This window comes from Halorussus sp. AFM4 (assembly GCF_051194995.1).
Taxonomy (GTDB): Archaea; Halobacteriota; Halobacteria; order Halobacteriales; family Haladaptataceae; genus Halorussus.
Window position 1 is genome coordinate 939393 of the sequence record NZ_JBNTJT010000001.1, and the last position, 15495, is coordinate 954887.

General features: G+C 72.3%; 14 protein-coding genes. 12 read left to right on the plus strand and 2 right to left on the minus strand.

Annotated features, from left to right (window positions below; genetic code table 11):
* The first annotated feature begins 122 nt into the window (after positions 1-122).
* From ACQUQF_RS04900 to ACQUQF_RS04930, 7 genes are all read left to right on the plus strand, one after another.
* Positions 123-1283: an ABC transporter substrate-binding protein gene (locus ACQUQF_RS04900; RefSeq protein ID WP_435176351.1), complete on the plus strand. Its 1161-nt coding sequence runs from the start codon at positions 123-125 to the stop codon at positions 1281-1283.
* An 11-nt stretch (positions 1284-1294) separates the two neighbouring features.
* Positions 1295-2458, plus strand: a complete 1164-nt coding sequence (locus ACQUQF_RS04905; protein ID WP_435176353.1) for an ABC transporter ATP-binding protein — start codon at positions 1295-1297, stop codon at positions 2456-2458.
* A gap of 1 nt (position 2459) precedes the next feature.
* Positions 2460-3404, plus strand: a complete 945-nt coding sequence (locus ACQUQF_RS04910; protein ID WP_435176355.1) for an ABC transporter permease — start codon at positions 2460-2462, stop codon at positions 3402-3404.
* Entirely contained in the window at positions 3397-4281 is an 885-nt protein-coding gene (locus ACQUQF_RS04915) for an ABC transporter permease (protein WP_435176357.1), read from the plus strand. The genes ACQUQF_RS04910 and ACQUQF_RS04915 overlap by 8 nt, the downstream gene beginning before the upstream one ends.
* 151 nt (positions 4282-4432) lie before the next feature.
* Positions 4433-5857: an aspartate aminotransferase family protein gene (locus ACQUQF_RS04920; RefSeq protein ID WP_435176359.1), complete on the plus strand. Its 1425-nt coding sequence runs from the start codon at positions 4433-4435 to the stop codon at positions 5855-5857.
* The gene (locus tag ACQUQF_RS04925) at positions 5854-7290 is read left to right on the plus strand and encodes an amidase (protein WP_435176361.1); all 1437 of its coding nucleotides are present in this window, start codon (positions 5854-5856) and stop codon (positions 7288-7290) included. Before ACQUQF_RS04920 ends, ACQUQF_RS04925 begins: the two co-directional genes overlap by 4 nt.
* Positions 7287-7913 carry an urea carboxylase-associated family protein gene (locus ACQUQF_RS04930; RefSeq protein ID WP_435176363.1) on the plus strand — a complete coding sequence of 209 codons (627 nt, stop codon included), beginning with the start codon at positions 7287-7289 and terminating at the stop codon, positions 7911-7913. The genes ACQUQF_RS04925 and ACQUQF_RS04930 overlap by 4 nt, the downstream gene beginning before the upstream one ends.
* A gap of 34 nt (positions 7914-7947) precedes the next feature.
* Here ACQUQF_RS04930 and ACQUQF_RS04935 read toward each other — a convergent pair whose 3' ends face one another.
* Positions 7948-8808 (minus strand): EamA family transporter, encoded by an 861-nt coding sequence (locus tag ACQUQF_RS04935; RefSeq protein WP_435176365.1) that lies wholly within the window; start codon positions 8806-8808, stop codon positions 7948-7950.
* A 151-nt stretch (positions 8809-8959) separates the two neighbouring features.
* Between ACQUQF_RS04935 and ACQUQF_RS04940 the strand changes: the two genes are divergently transcribed.
* The 3 genes from ACQUQF_RS04940 (at position 8960) to ACQUQF_RS04950 (ending at position 12015) form a co-directional block, all read left to right on the plus strand.
* On the plus strand, positions 8960-10087 hold the full coding sequence (locus ACQUQF_RS04940; protein WP_435176367.1) for an NrpR regulatory domain-containing protein: 1128 nt from the start codon (positions 8960-8962) through the stop codon (positions 10085-10087).
* 120 nt (positions 10088-10207) lie between these two features.
* The gene (locus ACQUQF_RS04945; protein WP_435176369.1) at positions 10208-11386 is read left to right on the plus strand and encodes a nitrilase-related carbon-nitrogen hydrolase; all 1179 of its coding nucleotides are present in this window, start codon (positions 10208-10210) and stop codon (positions 11384-11386) included.
* Positions 11383-12015: an MBL fold metallo-hydrolase gene (locus ACQUQF_RS04950; protein WP_435176371.1), complete on the plus strand. Its 633-nt coding sequence runs from the start codon at positions 11383-11385 to the stop codon at positions 12013-12015. The genes ACQUQF_RS04945 and ACQUQF_RS04950 overlap by 4 nt, the downstream gene beginning before the upstream one ends.
* A 30-nt stretch (positions 12016-12045) precedes the next feature.
* Here ACQUQF_RS04950 and ACQUQF_RS04955 read toward each other — a convergent pair whose 3' ends face one another.
* Positions 12046-12417, minus strand: coding sequence for a cyclophilin-like family protein (locus ACQUQF_RS04955; RefSeq protein WP_435176373.1), 372 nt, complete (start codon positions 12415-12417; stop codon positions 12046-12048).
* A 246-nt stretch (positions 12418-12663) separates the two neighbouring features.
* Here ACQUQF_RS04955 and ACQUQF_RS04960 point away from each other — a divergent pair, with 246 nt between their 5' ends.
* Both ACQUQF_RS04960 and ACQUQF_RS04965 read left to right on the plus strand, forming a co-directional pair.
* Entirely contained in the window at positions 12664-14031 is a 1368-nt protein-coding gene (locus tag ACQUQF_RS04960; RefSeq protein ID WP_435176375.1) for an amidase, read from the plus strand.
* A gap of 101 nt (positions 14032-14132) precedes the next feature.
* Complete coding sequence (locus ACQUQF_RS04965; RefSeq protein ID WP_435176377.1) at positions 14133-15485, plus strand: MFS transporter; 1353 nt, start codon at positions 14133-14135, stop codon at positions 15483-15485.
* The last annotated feature ends 10 nt before the right edge of the window (positions 15486-15495 follow it).

The window sequence follows — 15495 nt, forward strand, 5'->3', positions numbered from 1 at the left end:
TCACTCGGATCGTGCGACCAGAGCCGTCTCACACATTAAAATATGACGGGCGTGCGGCGGAATCGGACGCAAATTATTTAACCCGTTGCCGTCTTGTTGACAGCCAGCACGGTGGAAATTGTATGCCATCCCCCTCAGACCGCGACGGCTCGAACCGAGGCGAATCGACCACGAATCGACGGCGGTTCCTCCGGGCGACCGGCGCCACGGGGGCGCTCGCGACGACAGCGCTGGCGGGCTGTACCTCGCGGTTCGTCGGCGGCGGCGGGAGCAGCTCGCCGACGGAGGACAAGCCGCTCAAGATAGGCGTCTACGGCGGCGTGTTCAAGGAGGTGCTCGACGAGGCGCTGGTCAAGCCGTTCACGGAGAACACCGACGTCCCCGCGACCAGCAAGCCTCAGTCGGTCGGCGACGCGATGGTCAAACTCAAGCAGTCGGTCGACGCCGACAAGGCGCCGGTCGACGTCCTCGTCGTCGCCCCGGACGCGCGAATCCACGGCCAGCGGATGGGCACGTGGCTCAACTACAGCCCGGACGAGATTTCGCGGCTCGACGGCGTCATCGACGATCAGGTCACGCGGAACGACGACGGCGACATCGTCGGCGTCGGGGCGTTCGGCTGGTTCCTCAACCTCACGTCCAACACCAACGTCCTCGACAGCCCGCTGACGAGCTGGAGGGACCTCTGGAACAGCAAGTACAAGGACCAGCTCGCGGCCAACCGGCTGGTGGGCGACGGGTTCCTGCTGGACATCGCGGCCCACACCTTCGACGAGTTCGACGGCCGGAAGTCGCTCCAGACGAAGGCCGACATCAAGAAGGTGATGCAGAAGGTCGCCGAGATTAATCCGCAAATATCGCTCTGGTGGGCCCAGGAGGCCGAGGCCCAGCAGCCGCTCAAGGAGGGCAACATCGGCGCGACCCAGATGTACAACGACGTCTCGCTGGTGATGAAGGACAAGGGCGCGCCGGTCGAGACCCGGTTCCCGAAGGAGGGCGGGCTGCTCAACTTCGGGTCGTGGTGCATCGTCAAGAGCACCGACTACCCCGACGCGGCCAAGCAGTTCGTCGACTACGCGGTCCGTCCCGACGTCCAGACCAAGATCACGAAGAAGCTCTACAGCGCGCCCACCATCGAGCAGAGCAAGCTCGACATCTCCGACGAGCTCTACGAGAAGGTGTACGGTCCCGGTCCCGACGCGGCCATCCGGCCGTACAACGAACTGTACGTCGAGCGCGAGAAGTGGATAACCGAGCAGTGGAAACAGACGGTGCTCTCCTGACTCACCCGCCAATGTCACGAATCGAACTAGACGGACTGACGAAGGTGTACGGCAGCGACGTGGTCGCCGTCGACGACGTCGACCTGACCATCGAAGACGGCGAGTTCGTCACCCTCGTCGGCCCGTCGGGGTGCGGGAAGACCACGACCCTGCGGTGCGTCGCCGGGTTCGAGACGCCCACCGAGGGGCGGGTCCTGATGGGCGACCGCGACATCACCGACGAGCCGCCCTACCGGCGGGACGTGGGGATGGTGTTCCAGTCGTTCGCGCTGTTCCCCCACATGACCGTCAAGGAGAACATCGCGTACGGGATGCGGGTCGCCGACCGGGAGTACGCCGAGCAGGAGGTCGACGAGCGCGTCGAGGAGATGCTCGAGATGATCGAGCTACCGGGGATCGAGGACCGCAAGCCCGACCAGCTCTCGGGCGGCCAGCAGCAGCGGGTCGCGCTGGCGCGCGCCCTCGCGCTCAACCCGGAGGCGCTGCTGCTCGACGAGCCGCTGGCCAGCCTGGACGAGAAGCTCCGCAAGCAGATGCAGGCCGAGCTCTCGCGCATCCAGAAGGAGCTGGGCGTGACGACGGTGTTCGTCACCCACAACCAGGAGGAGGCGATGACGATGTCCGACCGCATCGTCGTGATGAACGAGGGCGGGTTCGAGCAGATCGGTTCGCCAGACGAGGTGTACCACGAGCCGGCCTCGCTGTTCGTCGCGGACTTCATCGGGAAGGCCAACGTCTTCCAGGGCCGGGTCGTCGACGACGACGGCGAGACGGTCACGGTCGACACTGGGGAGGCGACCGTCCGGGCGACCGCGACCGAGCGCCTCGACCCCGGCACGGACGTCGGCGTCGTGGTCCGTCCGGAGGGCGTCTCGCTGAGCCGGGTCGGTAGCGAGGAGGCGGTCGGCGACGGCGACGGCCGCGAGAACGTCACGACCGGCGAGGTGAACCTGGTCCAGATGCTCGGCGGGACCGTCGAGTACCGGGTGTACACCGAGGGCGGCAACGAGCTCATCGTGACGACCCAGGCCGGCGAGCACCGCGAGGACCCGCTCCGGCGGGGCGACCGCGTCCGCGTCGGATTCGCCGCGGACCAGACCACGGTGCTCTCGACCGAGTCGGTCGTCGAGGACCTCGACGTCGAACACGCGACCGAACCGGAAGCGGAGGCGTAGCATGGCCGAGGGAACCGACGTCAGATTCTCGAGGGACGACGGCGACTCCCCGGGTCGGATCCGCCGGTGGCTCGCCGACCGCTCGGAGTCCATCGTGCTGGGGTACCCCCTCGTCATGCTCGCGGTGTTCTTCGTGATCCCGCTCCTGCTGCTGATAGCGACCAGCTTCTACCCGAAGCCGTCCGGCGAATACTACGAGGTCGGATTCACGCTGGAGCACTACGTCCGGCTGTTCACGGTCCCGCTGTACCTCGAACGACTGGCGTTCACCATCGCGCTCTCGATGGGCACCGCGTTCGCGTGCCTCGCCATCGGCTACCCCGTCGCCTACACGCTCGCGCGGATGGACTCGAAGCTGAAGCGGCAGGTGTACATCACGACCATCGTGTCGACGATGTGGCTCACCTACATCATCCGGTCGTACGCCTGGACGGTCATCCTCTCGAAGAACGGGGTGCTCAACAGCTTCCTGCTCACCGTCGGCGTCGTCGACGAGGCGCTGTCGCTCACGCCCGGCATCTGGGCGCTGTCGATCGGGATGACCTACGTGTTCCTCCCGTTCGCCATCCTGACGCTGTACTCGAGCATCAACAACATCAACCTCGAGCTCGAGGAGGCCTCGAAGAACCTGGGCGCCGACCGGCTCCAGACGTTCCGGCGGGTCACCCTCCCGCTGTCGAAGAACGGCATCTACTCGGCCTGGATGCTGGTGTTCATCCTGGCGCTGGGCGCGTACATCGTGCCCCGTATCCTCGGGACGCCCGCCCAGTGGACGCTGCCGGTCATCATCGGAAACCAGTCGCTCAACCAGCTCAACGTCCCGTTCGGCGCGGCGCTGTCGCTGGTGATGATGGTCGTCGTGGTCGCGATACTCGCGGCCGGCTACAAGTTCCTCGGGCTGACCTCCGGCGACGTGGCCGGCGCGGGAGGTGGGTCGAATGAGTGACCCCGACACCCGAGCCGACGGCGGGACGGTCTCGGACGGGGAGTTCCGCCGCGAGGACGAGGCGAACGGACTGCTCCGGGCGGTCACCGGCGGCGTCGTCGACCTGCCGGGGTACGTCGCGCGGCTCTACCTGGGGGCGTGCATCGCGTTCATCGTCGCGCCGATCCTCATCATCGTCGCCATCAGCTTCACGCCCGAGCAGTTCCTCACGTTCCCGCCGGGCGGCTTCTCGCTCAGGTGGTTCGACGAGGTGCTGACCAGCCCCGAGTGGCAGCTCGCGATCGTCAACTCGCTGGTCATCGCCACCGGCGCGAGCGTCATCGCCACCAGCATCGGGCTGTCGCTGGCGTTCGCGCTCGACCGCTACGACGTCCGGTACACCTCCCTGCTACGGGGTATCGGCGTGCTGCCGATCCTCATCCCGCCGGTCATCATCGGCGTGGCGTTCATGAGCTACTTCTTCCTCATCGGCATCTCGGGCACGATCCTCAACCTGATCGTCGCCCACGGCGTGTTCTACGCGCCGTTCTCGCTGGTGCTCATCAGCACCGGGCTCGACGAGATGGACCGCGAGGTCGAGGAGGCCGCGATGAACCTCGGGGCGACCAGGTGGCAGACGCTGCGCACGGTCACCTTCCCCATCATCCGGTCGAACGTGTTCAGCGGCGTGCTGTTCGCGTTCATCCTCTCGCTCAACGAGTACATCATCGCGTTCCTCGTCAGCGGGTTCACGGTCACCACCGTCCCAATCAAGATCTTCTCGAGCCTGCGGTACTCCTACTCGCCGACCATCGCCGCGATCAGCGTGCTGTACGTCGTGCTCACGACGGTCGTGGTCGCGGTCGTCGAGTACTACACGGGAGGGATCTGGGACTGATGACCCGGTCGCGCTACGGGGCGCTCCGGCGGACGCTGCGGACCGCCTGCAGGCCCCTGGTCCGGCGCCGACGGTAGCCCGCTTCCGTCGCGTCGAACCGGCCGCCGACCGACTCCCGCGGTCCCACCGGACCGCCGACCCAGCATCACAGATGACCTCACACCAGTCCGAACCAGCACAGTCGAGCACCGACGTCGAGACAGCCAGCGACCTGCTCGCCCGCGAGCACGACCGCTACCGGGAGCAGACGCCCGAATCGGCCGAGCTGGCCGCCGACCTGCGCCGCCACGTCCCTGCGGGCGTCTGCAGCACGTTCCGGGCCTACGACCCGTACCCGATGCACGCCGACCGGGCCGAGGGCGCCCGCGTCTACGACGTGGACGGGAACGCGTACCTCGACTTCGCGATGAACAACGGCACCCAGCTCGTCGGCCACGCCCACCCCGAGCTCGTCGAGCGGGTCGGCGACCAGCTCGAGCGCGGGACGCTGTACACCCGGCCGAACGAGCTCATCGGCGAGGCCGCCCGCGCGGTCAAGCGCCGGTGGGACTGCGTCGAGAAGGTCCGGTTCACCAACAGCGGCACCGAGGCGGTGATGCACGCGACCCGGCTCGCCCGCGCCTACACCGGCCGCGAGAAGCTCGTCCGGATGGAGGGCGCCTACCACGGCGCCCACGACCAGGCGCTGGTGAGCAAGATGCCGCCGGTCGAGCAGACCGGCCATCCCGACGACCCCAACCCGGTCGTCGAGTCCCAGGGCGTGCCCGAACACGTGGCCGACGAACTGCTGCTGGCCCAGTACAACGACGCCGACAGCGTCGAGCGGCTCCTCCGGGAGCACGGCGACGAGGTGGCCGCCATCCTGGTCGAGCCCGCCTGCTTCAACCTCGGCGTCGTCGAGCCCGAGCCGAGGTTCCTCGAACGGTTGCGCGAACTCGCCGACGAGTACAACGTCCTGCTGGTGTTCGACGAGGTCAAGACCGGCGCCAAGATCGCGCCGGGCGGCGGGGTCGAGCGCTACGGCGTCCAGCCGGACCTCGTGGCGCTCGCGAAGGCCATCGGCGGGGGCTACCCCGTCGGCGCGTTCGGCGGCCGGGCCGACGTGATGGACCGCATCGAGCGGGACCTCCTGCCCGGCGTCGCGACCGGATCGGCCCACTACGGCACCTACAACGGCAACCCGCTCTCGCTGAAGGCCGTGTCGGTGACCCTCGACGACGTCCTGACCGACGACGCCTACGAGCACGTCTCGCGGCTCGCCGAGCGCCTGGAAGCGGGCTACGAGGACGTCATCGAGGACACCGGCCTCGACGCCCACGTCGTCACGGTCGGCTCCCAGGGGATGGTGTACCTCACCGACGAGCCGATAACGACGTTCCGCGACTGGGAGCACGTCGACGAGGAGCTCCACGAGGCCTACTGGTTCGGGATGCTCAACCGCGGGGTGATTCCGCATCCGCACGACGCCTCCCAGCAGTGGACGGTGAGCGTCCAGCACACCGAAGAGCACGTCGACGAGCACGTCGAGGCGTTCGCCGAGATCGCGCCCGACCTCGCCGCGGCCCAGGACGGATGACCCCGCCCGACGACGACGCCGACGTCGACTTCGGACCGGCGCCCGACGGACTCGGCGACGAGGACGTCGCGGAGTACGCCGCGGCGGTCCGGGACCTCCCCGAGTACGAGCCCGAGACCCGGTTCGGGCCGGCGACGCCGACCGACCGCGAGGACCCGTACAACGCCTACGTCACGCCGTTCGCGGCCGAGAGCGCCGACGAGGGGCCGCTCTCCCACCTCGACGTCGCCGTCAAGGACAACCTCGCGGTGCGGGGCGTCCCGATGACCGCGGGCACGGACGAGATCGCCTTCCGCCCGGACGAGGACGCGACCGCCGTCGCGCGGCTCTGGGCCGCCGGGGCGACCCTGACCGGCACGACCAACATGGACGCGCTGGCGTTCGGGACGACCGGCGAGACCAGCGCCCACGGCCGGACCGAGAACCCGACCGCGGCGGGCCGCGTCCCCGGCGGCTCGTCCAGCGGGAGCGCGGCCGCGGTCGCCGGCGGGCTGGTCGACGCCGCGCTCGGGACCGACACCGGGGGCAGCGTCCGCATCCCGGCGTCGTTCTGCGGCGTCGTCGGGTTCAAGCCGACGTACGGCCTGGTCTCCCGGCACGGCCTCGCCCCGCTCGCACCGTCGCTCGACCACGTCGGCGCGATCGCCGGGGACGTGGCCACGGCGACGCGGGTCGTCGAAGCCGTCGCGGGGGCCGACCCCGCCGACCACTCGACGCTGCGGGCGCCCGCCCCGGACGCGGTCGATCTCACGTCCGACCTGGCGACCCCGCCCGCGGACCTCGCGCTCGGCGTCGTCGAGGAGTCCGTCGACGCGGCGACCGGGGACGTCGCCGCGGCGGTCGAGGACGCGGTCGTCGAGGTCGCGGCGGCCCGCGACTGGACGGTCGAGACGGTGTCGCTGCCCGACTTCGACGCCGCGACGCTGGTGAACGACGCCCTCACCGTGATGGAGTTCGCGGGGCTGGTGTCGTCCGACGGCCACCTCCCCGGCGCCGGCGGCTGGTACGACGGCGCGTGGGCCGACGCGGTCCGCGAGTTCCGCGAGCGGGGGCTCCCCGCCAACGACCGGGTCCGCCGGGCGCTCCACCTCGGCCGCCGACTGCGCCGAGAGGACGGGTCGTACGTGCGCGCGAGCGAGGCCCGCCGACGGTTCGCCGAGCGGGTCGCGGCCGCGTTCGGACAAGTCGACGCGCTCGTCGCGCCGACGACGCCCATGGTCGCCCCCGAGCTCGGCGACGTGCCCGAGTCGGTCGACGTGCTCGACACGCTCCGGAACACGGCGCCGTTCGACAACTCCGGCCAGCCCAGCGTCAGCGTGCCGTGCGGTCGCGCTGACGGCTGTCCGGTCGGGCTCCAGGTCACGACCCTGGCGGGCGCGGACGCCCTCGCGGCCCGGGTGGCCCGGGCGGTCGAGGAGGCGACCGGGACGTGAGGACCGTCCGCATCCCGCCGAAGCGGGCGGTCTCGTTCCCGGTCGACGCCGGAACCGAGTTCGCGGTCGTCAACCCCGAGGGCGCGCAGGTCGCCGACCTCGCGGCGGTGACCCGCGAGGGAGACGTCCCGCTCTCGCAGGCCCACACCCGCGACCTCGCGGGGACGGTCCGGGCCGGGGTCGGCGACTCGCTGTACGCCCGCGACGGGACCGCGCTGCTGACGGTGGTCGCCGACGACTGCGGCGCGAACGACCTGCTGTACGCGCCGTGCACCGGCTGGCTGCTCGAACCGCCCGCGTTCGAGCCCGAGCCGTCGGGGTGCGAGGAGCACCTCGGCGCGGCGCTGGCGGCTGCCGGCGCCGCGGTGCCGGACGCCGTCGACACGGTGAACCTGTTCCAGGCGGTCGCCGTCTCCGACGCCGGCGACCTCTCGGTCCGGCCGAGCCCGGCCGAACCGGGCGACGCGGTCCGACTCCGCGCCGAGGCGCCGGCGGTCGTCGCGGTGTCGGCCTGCGCGGCGCGCAACCCCGACTCGGGCATCAACGGCGAGACGCTAACGCCGATCGACGTCCGGGTTCCGCCTGGCGTCGAGGTCCGGGGACCGGTGCCGGCGGCGCCGTAGCTTTCGCTCTCGAACGTTTCTTCGATCCGTGCGCTCAGACGCCGGCGAGCAGCGGCACGCCGAGCAGGACGAGGCCGATGCCGACCCGCTGGGTCGCGGTGAGCGACTCCTTCAGGAACAGCCAGGCCAGCACCACGGTGACCACGGCGAACAGGCTGGAGGCCGGCCCGACGACCGCGACCCGGCCGGCCCGCAGCCCGAGGACGAAGCAGACGAACGCGGCCGCGTCGACGACCCCGATGGCGACGAGCTGCGCGAGCAGTCGCGGGGAGACCGCCGCCTCCGACCGGACCACCAGGGGCAGGGAGGCGAGCCCGCCGACCGCGCGGATGGCCAGCACGAGCGCGAGCAGGCTCACCGCGTCGCCGAACAGTTCGAGGGCGAACATCACGCTCCCGAGCGCGAGCGACGCGGCGACGGCCAGCGCGGCGCCGGGGAGGACGGTCGCCTCGCCGCGGACCGCCCGTCGGAGGTCGGCGACGTCCACGGAGGACCCGACGACGCCGAGCGTGACCAGCGCCAGGCCGACGGCGCCGGCGTCGCCGAGCGGTTCGCGCAGCACGACGACGCCCAGCACGGCCGCGACCGCCCCGTTGGTGGCCGCGATGGGCGAGGCGACCGCCACCGGGCCGACCTGGAGCGACCCGTACAGCAGGAGGTAGGCGGCGGCGCCGACGACGCCGAGCCCGCCGAGCGCGAGCCACAGGTCCGGCGGGAGGTCGGTCGGCGCGCCGACGACCGCCACGGCGCCCGCGAGGACGAGGGCGCCGCTCAGCTGGGCGTAGGCGAACGTCGCGACGGTCCCGAGCCGGTCGCCGACGCGGGCGACCAGGAAGTCCGCGACTCCCCAGCCGACGGCGGCGGCGAGCCCGAGCGCGAGCGAGCCGACCTGCACGGTGGCGTTCGTCTGCTCGCGGAGACGGGAAAGAACTGACGGTGGGGCCCCACGGCGTCGTTCCGCGCGGTCGGTCGTCGAGCGTCGGGACCCGGCGGCGCCGCGGCGAACGATGAGGGCTAAGTGACAGGGGGGAGAAACGGGGAGGTGCATGGCCGTCGACCTGACCCGTCGCACCTACGACCTCCTCCGGCTGATCGACAGCGAGGAGCCGATCGGGAGCATCCGGCTCGTCGAACTGATGAAAGAGCGGGGCTACTCCATCAAGGGCCGGACCATCCGGGTCACCCTCTCGGAGCTCGACGAGGCGGGACTCACCGAGAAGGTCCCGGGACGGGGCCGGCGGCTCACGGCCGAGGGACGGGCCGAACTCGCCCGGGGGAACGTGAGCAGTCGGCTCGAGCGGATCCGCGAGCGCATCGCCACGCTCACGAGCCAGGTCACCTACGACCCCCTCGAAGACGTCGGGGAGGTCGTCGCCGCGAGCGCCGCGGTCGACGAGGCCGACCTCGGGGACGCGCTCGACGCGCTCGAACGGCTCGACGACTCGCCGCTGGGTCCGGTGCTCGTCTCGACGACCGAGCGCGACGACGGGCGGTACCGGCTGGAGTTCCCGTCGAGCATCACGCTCGACGGCGTGCTGCTCACCCACGGCATCGCGGTGGAGCTCACGACCGCCGGGCTGGTCGAGTACACGACCGACGCGACCGAGGACGACCGGCGCGCGACCGGGGACGACAAGGGAGCGACTACGAACGACCGGCGGGCGACCGGAGCCGACGAGGCGGCCGACCCGCCGGACGTCGCGGGCGGGACGCCCGACCCGACGGGGACCGAGACCGCGGAGTACGGCGGCGGCATCGTGCGCTACGTCGACGCCATCAGCGGGGAGGGCTCGACCATGGACGTGGTGAGCCTCCTCATCGAGGCCGGGCGGACCAGCGTCACCGACGCGGTCGAGTCGGGGAGCGGACTGGTCATCGTCGACAACCGGGAGCTGCCGCTGACCCGGTACCAGGAGGCCCAGGACCTCTCGGTGGCGACCCGCGACCGGCTCGGGGGCGTGCTCGACCTCCGTCGCCCCCGCGAGTCGGGACCCTTCCCGGCCGGCGACCCCGGCTGGGACTTCGCGTCGGTGACCTACAGCGGGATGGGCGAGGTGGCCATCGCGCTGCTCGCGGAGGCCGGCGTCACCGACGAGTGGGAGACGCTCCAGGGCGTCGCGCCGCGGTCAGAGTTCTCGACCGTGCAGGGCGCGCGGACCGACGTCGGGCGCTGAGCCCGGACCTCCGGCGCCCCGCAGACGTAGCGGCCAGGGCTGAAGCTGACCCCCGCGACGGAGGCGGTACAGACGGGAGCGAGGAACGGACTTATCTACCGGCGGTGCGGTGTCGGCAGTATGCGTAACACTGACGGGCACGTCCGCGTCGCCGCCGTCCAGCAGCCGCCGGTGTTCTTGGACCGCGCGGCGACCGTCGAGCGGGCCCGCGAGCTGATACGAGAGGCCGGCGAGAACGGCGCCGACCTGATCGCGTTCCCCGAGACGTACCTGCCGGGGTACCCCGGCTACTACACGCCCGGCGTCGAGGCGGACGCCGGCGAGCAGGCGGAGTACCTCCTCGCGCTCCGGGAGAACGCCGTCCGGGTCCCGGAGGACGTCGGGGGACTGGCCGACGCGGCGGCCGAGGCCGGAGCGGTCGTCGTCATCGGGTGCAACGAGGTCGACGACCGGCCGGGCAGCGACACGCTGTACAACACGAACCTCGTGTTCGACGCCGACGGCCGGCTCGTCGGCCGCCACCGCAAGCTCGTGCCGACGTTCACCGAGCGCGTCTACTGGGGCCGGGGCGACGACGCCGACCTCGTGTTCGAGACGGCGGTCGGCCGCGTCGGGACGCTCGTCTGCTGGGAGAACCACATGCCGCTGGCCCGCGCCGCGGCCGTCCGGCGGGGCGAGCGGTTCCACGTCTGCAACTGGCCCGGGAGCTGGGGGTCGGGCGAGCGCCACCTCGAGCCCGAGCGCTCGACCGACTCCGACGTGTTCCCGGCGGTCCGCGAGCAGGCGTTCGCCGCCAACGCGTTCGCGGTCTCGGCCCACGCCGTGCTGGACCCCGCGGAGGTGCCCGACGAGTGGCGCCACCTGTTCGAGTCCGACCGCGCGAACGCCGACTGGGCCTGCGGCGGGTCCTGCGTGGTCGACCCGTTCGGGAGCGTCGTCGCGGGCCCGGTCTTCGACGACCGGACGGTACTCTACCACGACTGCGACCTCGACAAGCGCCGGCTGGCGGCGTTCGAGTTCGACCAGCCGGGCCACTACGCCCGCGACGACGTGTTCGACCTGTCGGTCCGGGACGCCGACGGCCCGTCCGGAAGCGCCGGAGTCGGTGGGGCGACTGAAGTCCCCGGGGCCGGCGGACCGGGCGGCGTCACCGACGAGCAGGTGGCCGCGGTCGCGGAGCGACTCGGCGAAGACCCGGCGCGCGTCCGGGAGATCGCGGCCGCGCTCCGGGAGTCCACCGGAAAGGACGGGACGGGCGACGGTACCGGCAGTGCGGACGGGGGAGAGACCGGACAGTGACGGTGCGCGAACTCCGCCCCGGCGTCTACGACCTCACGTGCCGGGACGACGACCGGGGACGCTACCGGGCGTTCCTGTTCGACGCCGACGTGCCGACCCTCGTGGATACCGGGATTCCGGAGGGCAGGGACGCGCTGCTCGACGGTCTCGCGGAGACGGGCCTCGACCCAGGTCGGGTGGTCCTCACGCACGCCGACTGGGACCACGTCGGCGGCGTCGCGGCCGTCGTCGACGCGTACGACCCGGAGGTGTGGGTCCCGGAACAGAGCGACGTCTCGTTCGCGCCGGACCGGCGGTACGGCGACGGCGACGCCGTCGGGCCGTTCGAGGCGGTCCACGCGCCGGGCCACACGGCCGACAGTCACGCGCTCGTCGACGAGGACCGCGGGGTCGCGGTGCTGGGCGACGCCGCCATCGGGTCGGACCGCCGGGGCCTCCCCGCCGGCTACCTCGTGCTCCCGGAGGGCGAGTACTCCGACGACCTCGTCCGGGCCGAGGAGAGCCTGGCGAGGCTGCTCGCCCACGAGTTCGACGCCGCGCTCGTCTACCACGGCTCGTCGGTGCTGGCGGACGCGGGCGAGAAACTCGACGCCTTCGTCAACTTCCCCGGGAAGGAGTCGGAGCGATGAGGACGGGACCGACCGAGCGAGCAGGCGCGGTCACCGGCGCTCGACCCCGACGCGGGCGCCGCCGTCGACGTCGGCCAGCGGGCCGGTGTCGTCGATCTCGGCCACGACGGCCACCGGCGAGGCGGCCCGCGGCTCGTCGTCGGTGCTGGCCGGCGTCGGCCCCCAGAACAGGCAGAGCGCGTCGCCCCGCGGCCAGTACGCGACCGCGCCGACCGGCACCGCCTCGCGGGTGTTCTCCGGCGGGACGTCCACCGGGACCGAGAAGTACAGTTCGTCGCCCCAGCGCGCGGCGTCGCCCTCGACCGGGAGCGCCGCGGCGAGGGCGTCGCGGGTCTCGGGGTTCTCGTCGGTCCACGAGGCCGCGAGTTCCGCGTCCCCGACGGCGATTCGGAGGTCGGCCATATCGCGGGAGACGCGGCCTACCGCCGTAAAATTTGAGGTCGGGACGGGAGCGGCAGTCGGTCGGGCCGGTCGCCGCGAACGCGGTCCGTTCGGGTGCGGAGGAACGAGTCGCGCGCCGGGAACAGCATAGCTCCACGGCCCGCGCAGTGACGCCGAGTGCGGACAGTTGTACGGGTACCGCGGCCGGACCGGTCGTGCTAGCCAGTAGCACAACACTGAAGCGGCGGGTGGGCGTCGTTCCACCAAATGACTGGCCAACGCGACGCAACCGACGAGACGGACCTCGTCGACGCCGACGCCGCGACGGTCCCCGAAACAGCGGCAACGCTCCGAAACGGGCGGCGCGACGTCGCCGAGGAGGTCGAGCGCCGCCTCGAGCGAATCGAATCGGTGGAGCCGGACGTGCACGCGCTGGTGGCCGAACCGGGTCGCGCCGACCGGCTCCGGGCGGCCGCCGCCGCGCTCCGCGACCGGTACCCCGAGCCCCGGGACCGGCCGCCGCTCTACGGCGTGCCCGTGGGCGTCAAGGACATCTTCCACGTCGACGGGCTCCCCACGCGCGCCGGGTCGGACCTCCCCGTCGAGGAGCTGACCGGTGCGGAGGGGTCGGCGGTCGCCGCGCTCCGCGAGGCCGGCGCGGTGGTGCTCGGGAAGACGGTCACGACCGAGTTTGCCTACTTCGAGCCGGGCCCGACGCGGAACCCGCACGACCCCGACCGCACGCCCGGCGGCTCCAGCAGCGGCTCCGCGGCCGCGGTCGCCGCGGGGGAGACGCCGCTCGCGCTCGGCTCCCAGACCATCGGCTCGGTCCTCCGGCCCGCGTCGTTCTGCGGCGTCGTCGGATTCAAACCGAGCTACGGCCGCATCCCGATGGACGGCGTCCTCCCGCTGGCGGCGTCGGTCGACCACGTCGGCGTCTTCACCCGGACCGTGGCCGGCGCTCGCACCGCCGCGTCGGTGCTGTGCGACGGCTGGGACGGCGACGACGCCGGGACGGCCGACCGGCCCGTGCTCGGCGTGCCGGAGGGGCCGTACCTCTCGCAGGCGTCGGCGGCGGGCCGCGAGCAGTTCGCGGCGCAGGTCGAGGCGCTGGGCGACGCCGGCTACGAGGTCCGGCGCGTCGACCCGTTCGACGACGTCGAGGCGCTCAACGACCGGCACAACCGGTTGGTCGCCGCGGAGGCCGCGCTCGCGCACGCCGACTGGTTCGACGAGTACGGGGACCGGTACGCCGAGAGCACGGCCGACCTCGTCCGCGAGGGCCGCGACGTCTCCGTCGGGGAACTGGCCGACGCCCGCGAGAGCCGCGGTGCGCTCCGGGACCGACTGGCGTCCGCGGCGGCCGCCGAGGGCGTCGACCTGTGGGTCAGCCCGGCCGCGCCGGGGCCGGCGCCCGAGGGCATCGGCGACACCGGCGACCCGGTGATGAACCTGCCGTGGACCCACGCCGGACTCCCCGCCGTCTCGCTACCCGGCGGGCGCGTCGACGGGCTCCCGGTCGGCCTCCAGTGCGTCGCCGGGTTCGGGGCCGACGAGCGCCTGCTCGCGTGGGCCGGGCCGATGGCGGCCGCCCTCGACGACGCGTTCGGGCGCCGGCCACCGGAGCAATCCTGAAGATGGGGACGCCCGAACCCTCGAATCTGGCACCGATGCGCGAGAGATCACCCGGAGCGACTCGGGAACCGCAGGCGGCGACCCGAGCGCGGGGCTGACCCGTGCCGGGGGCGCTCCGCGGCGACGAGCGGGCGTTCGCGCTGCTCATCAGCGGCGTCCACGGGATGGACCACTTCCTCAAGCGGGTGTTCCCGCCGCTGATCCCGGTGTGGGGCGTCGCCTTCGGCTACCCGCTGTGGAAGCTCGGGTTGCTCATGGGCGTGCGGAGCTTCGGGTCGGCGGTGGGACAGGCGCCGATGGGCGAGCTCTCCGACCGGTACGACCGGCGCCTGCTGCTGCCCGCCGGCATCGCGCTCGCCGGCCTCGGCATCCTCCTGTTCGCGGTGCTGCCAGGGATGGGGTCGGGCGTCGCGGTGGCGACGGTGGCGGGGGTCGCGCTCGACAGCCGGTTCCTGCTGATGCTCGGGGCGATGTTCGCCGTCGGACTCGGCTCCAGCGCGGTCCACCCCACCGGCTACCCGCTCATCTCCGCGAACGTCGACGAGTCCCGGAAGGGGACGGTGCTGGGCATGTGGGGCAGCGCCTCGAAGTTCGGCGACGGGCTCGCGCCCGCGGCGGTCGGCGGCCTGCTGCTCGCGCTGGCGTGGGACCGGATCCTGGTGCTGTTCGGGGTCGCGGGCGTGGCCTACGCCGCCCTCCTGTTCGTCGCGCTCGGCTCGTTCGAGATCCGGCCCGCCGGACGGCGTGCGGCGACCGACGACGGGGGCGCCGCGGACGGGACCGCCGGCGGCCTGCGGTCGCTCTGGCGGCGCGACCGGCGGGCGTACGCCTACCCGCTGCTCGCCGTGGCCGCACACTTCGTCGTCCAGATCATGGCAGCCACGGCCGTGACCGTGTTCCTCCCCGAGTTCATCACCAGCGTCTACGGGTACTCGGTTTCGGTGTTTGGCGTCGAGCTGACGCCGGAGTCGACCGCGAGCTTCTACTTCTCGGCGCTGCTGCTCGTCGCCGGCGTCGGCCAGCTCGGCACCGGCCGGCTGGTCGACGCCCGCGACAGCCGGAAGGTGCTGGTGGCGTACCTCGCGGTCGCGGCGGCGGTGCTGGCCGCGCTCGCAGTCGGGGCGTTCTCCCCGCTCGCGCTGCTCGCCGTGCTCGTCCTGCTCGGGCTCAGCCTCTACGGGATGAACCCGGCGCGCGACTCGCTGGTCAGCGAGATCGCCCCGCCGGAGCTGGAGGGCCGGGCGTTCGGCTACGTCTGGACCGGGGCACTGCTCGCGTCGTCGGCCGCGCCGGCGCTCGTGGGCTACCTCGGCGACGTCGCCGGCCTCCGGACCGTCTTCCTCGCGCTCGCGGCCGCCGTGGTGCTCTCCGGGGTGCCGGTGGCGCTGCTGCTGAGCGACTGCGTCTACGGCGGCGAGGCGACTCCGGACGGGAAGGCGGCGAGCGTGGACTGAGGCGAACGCT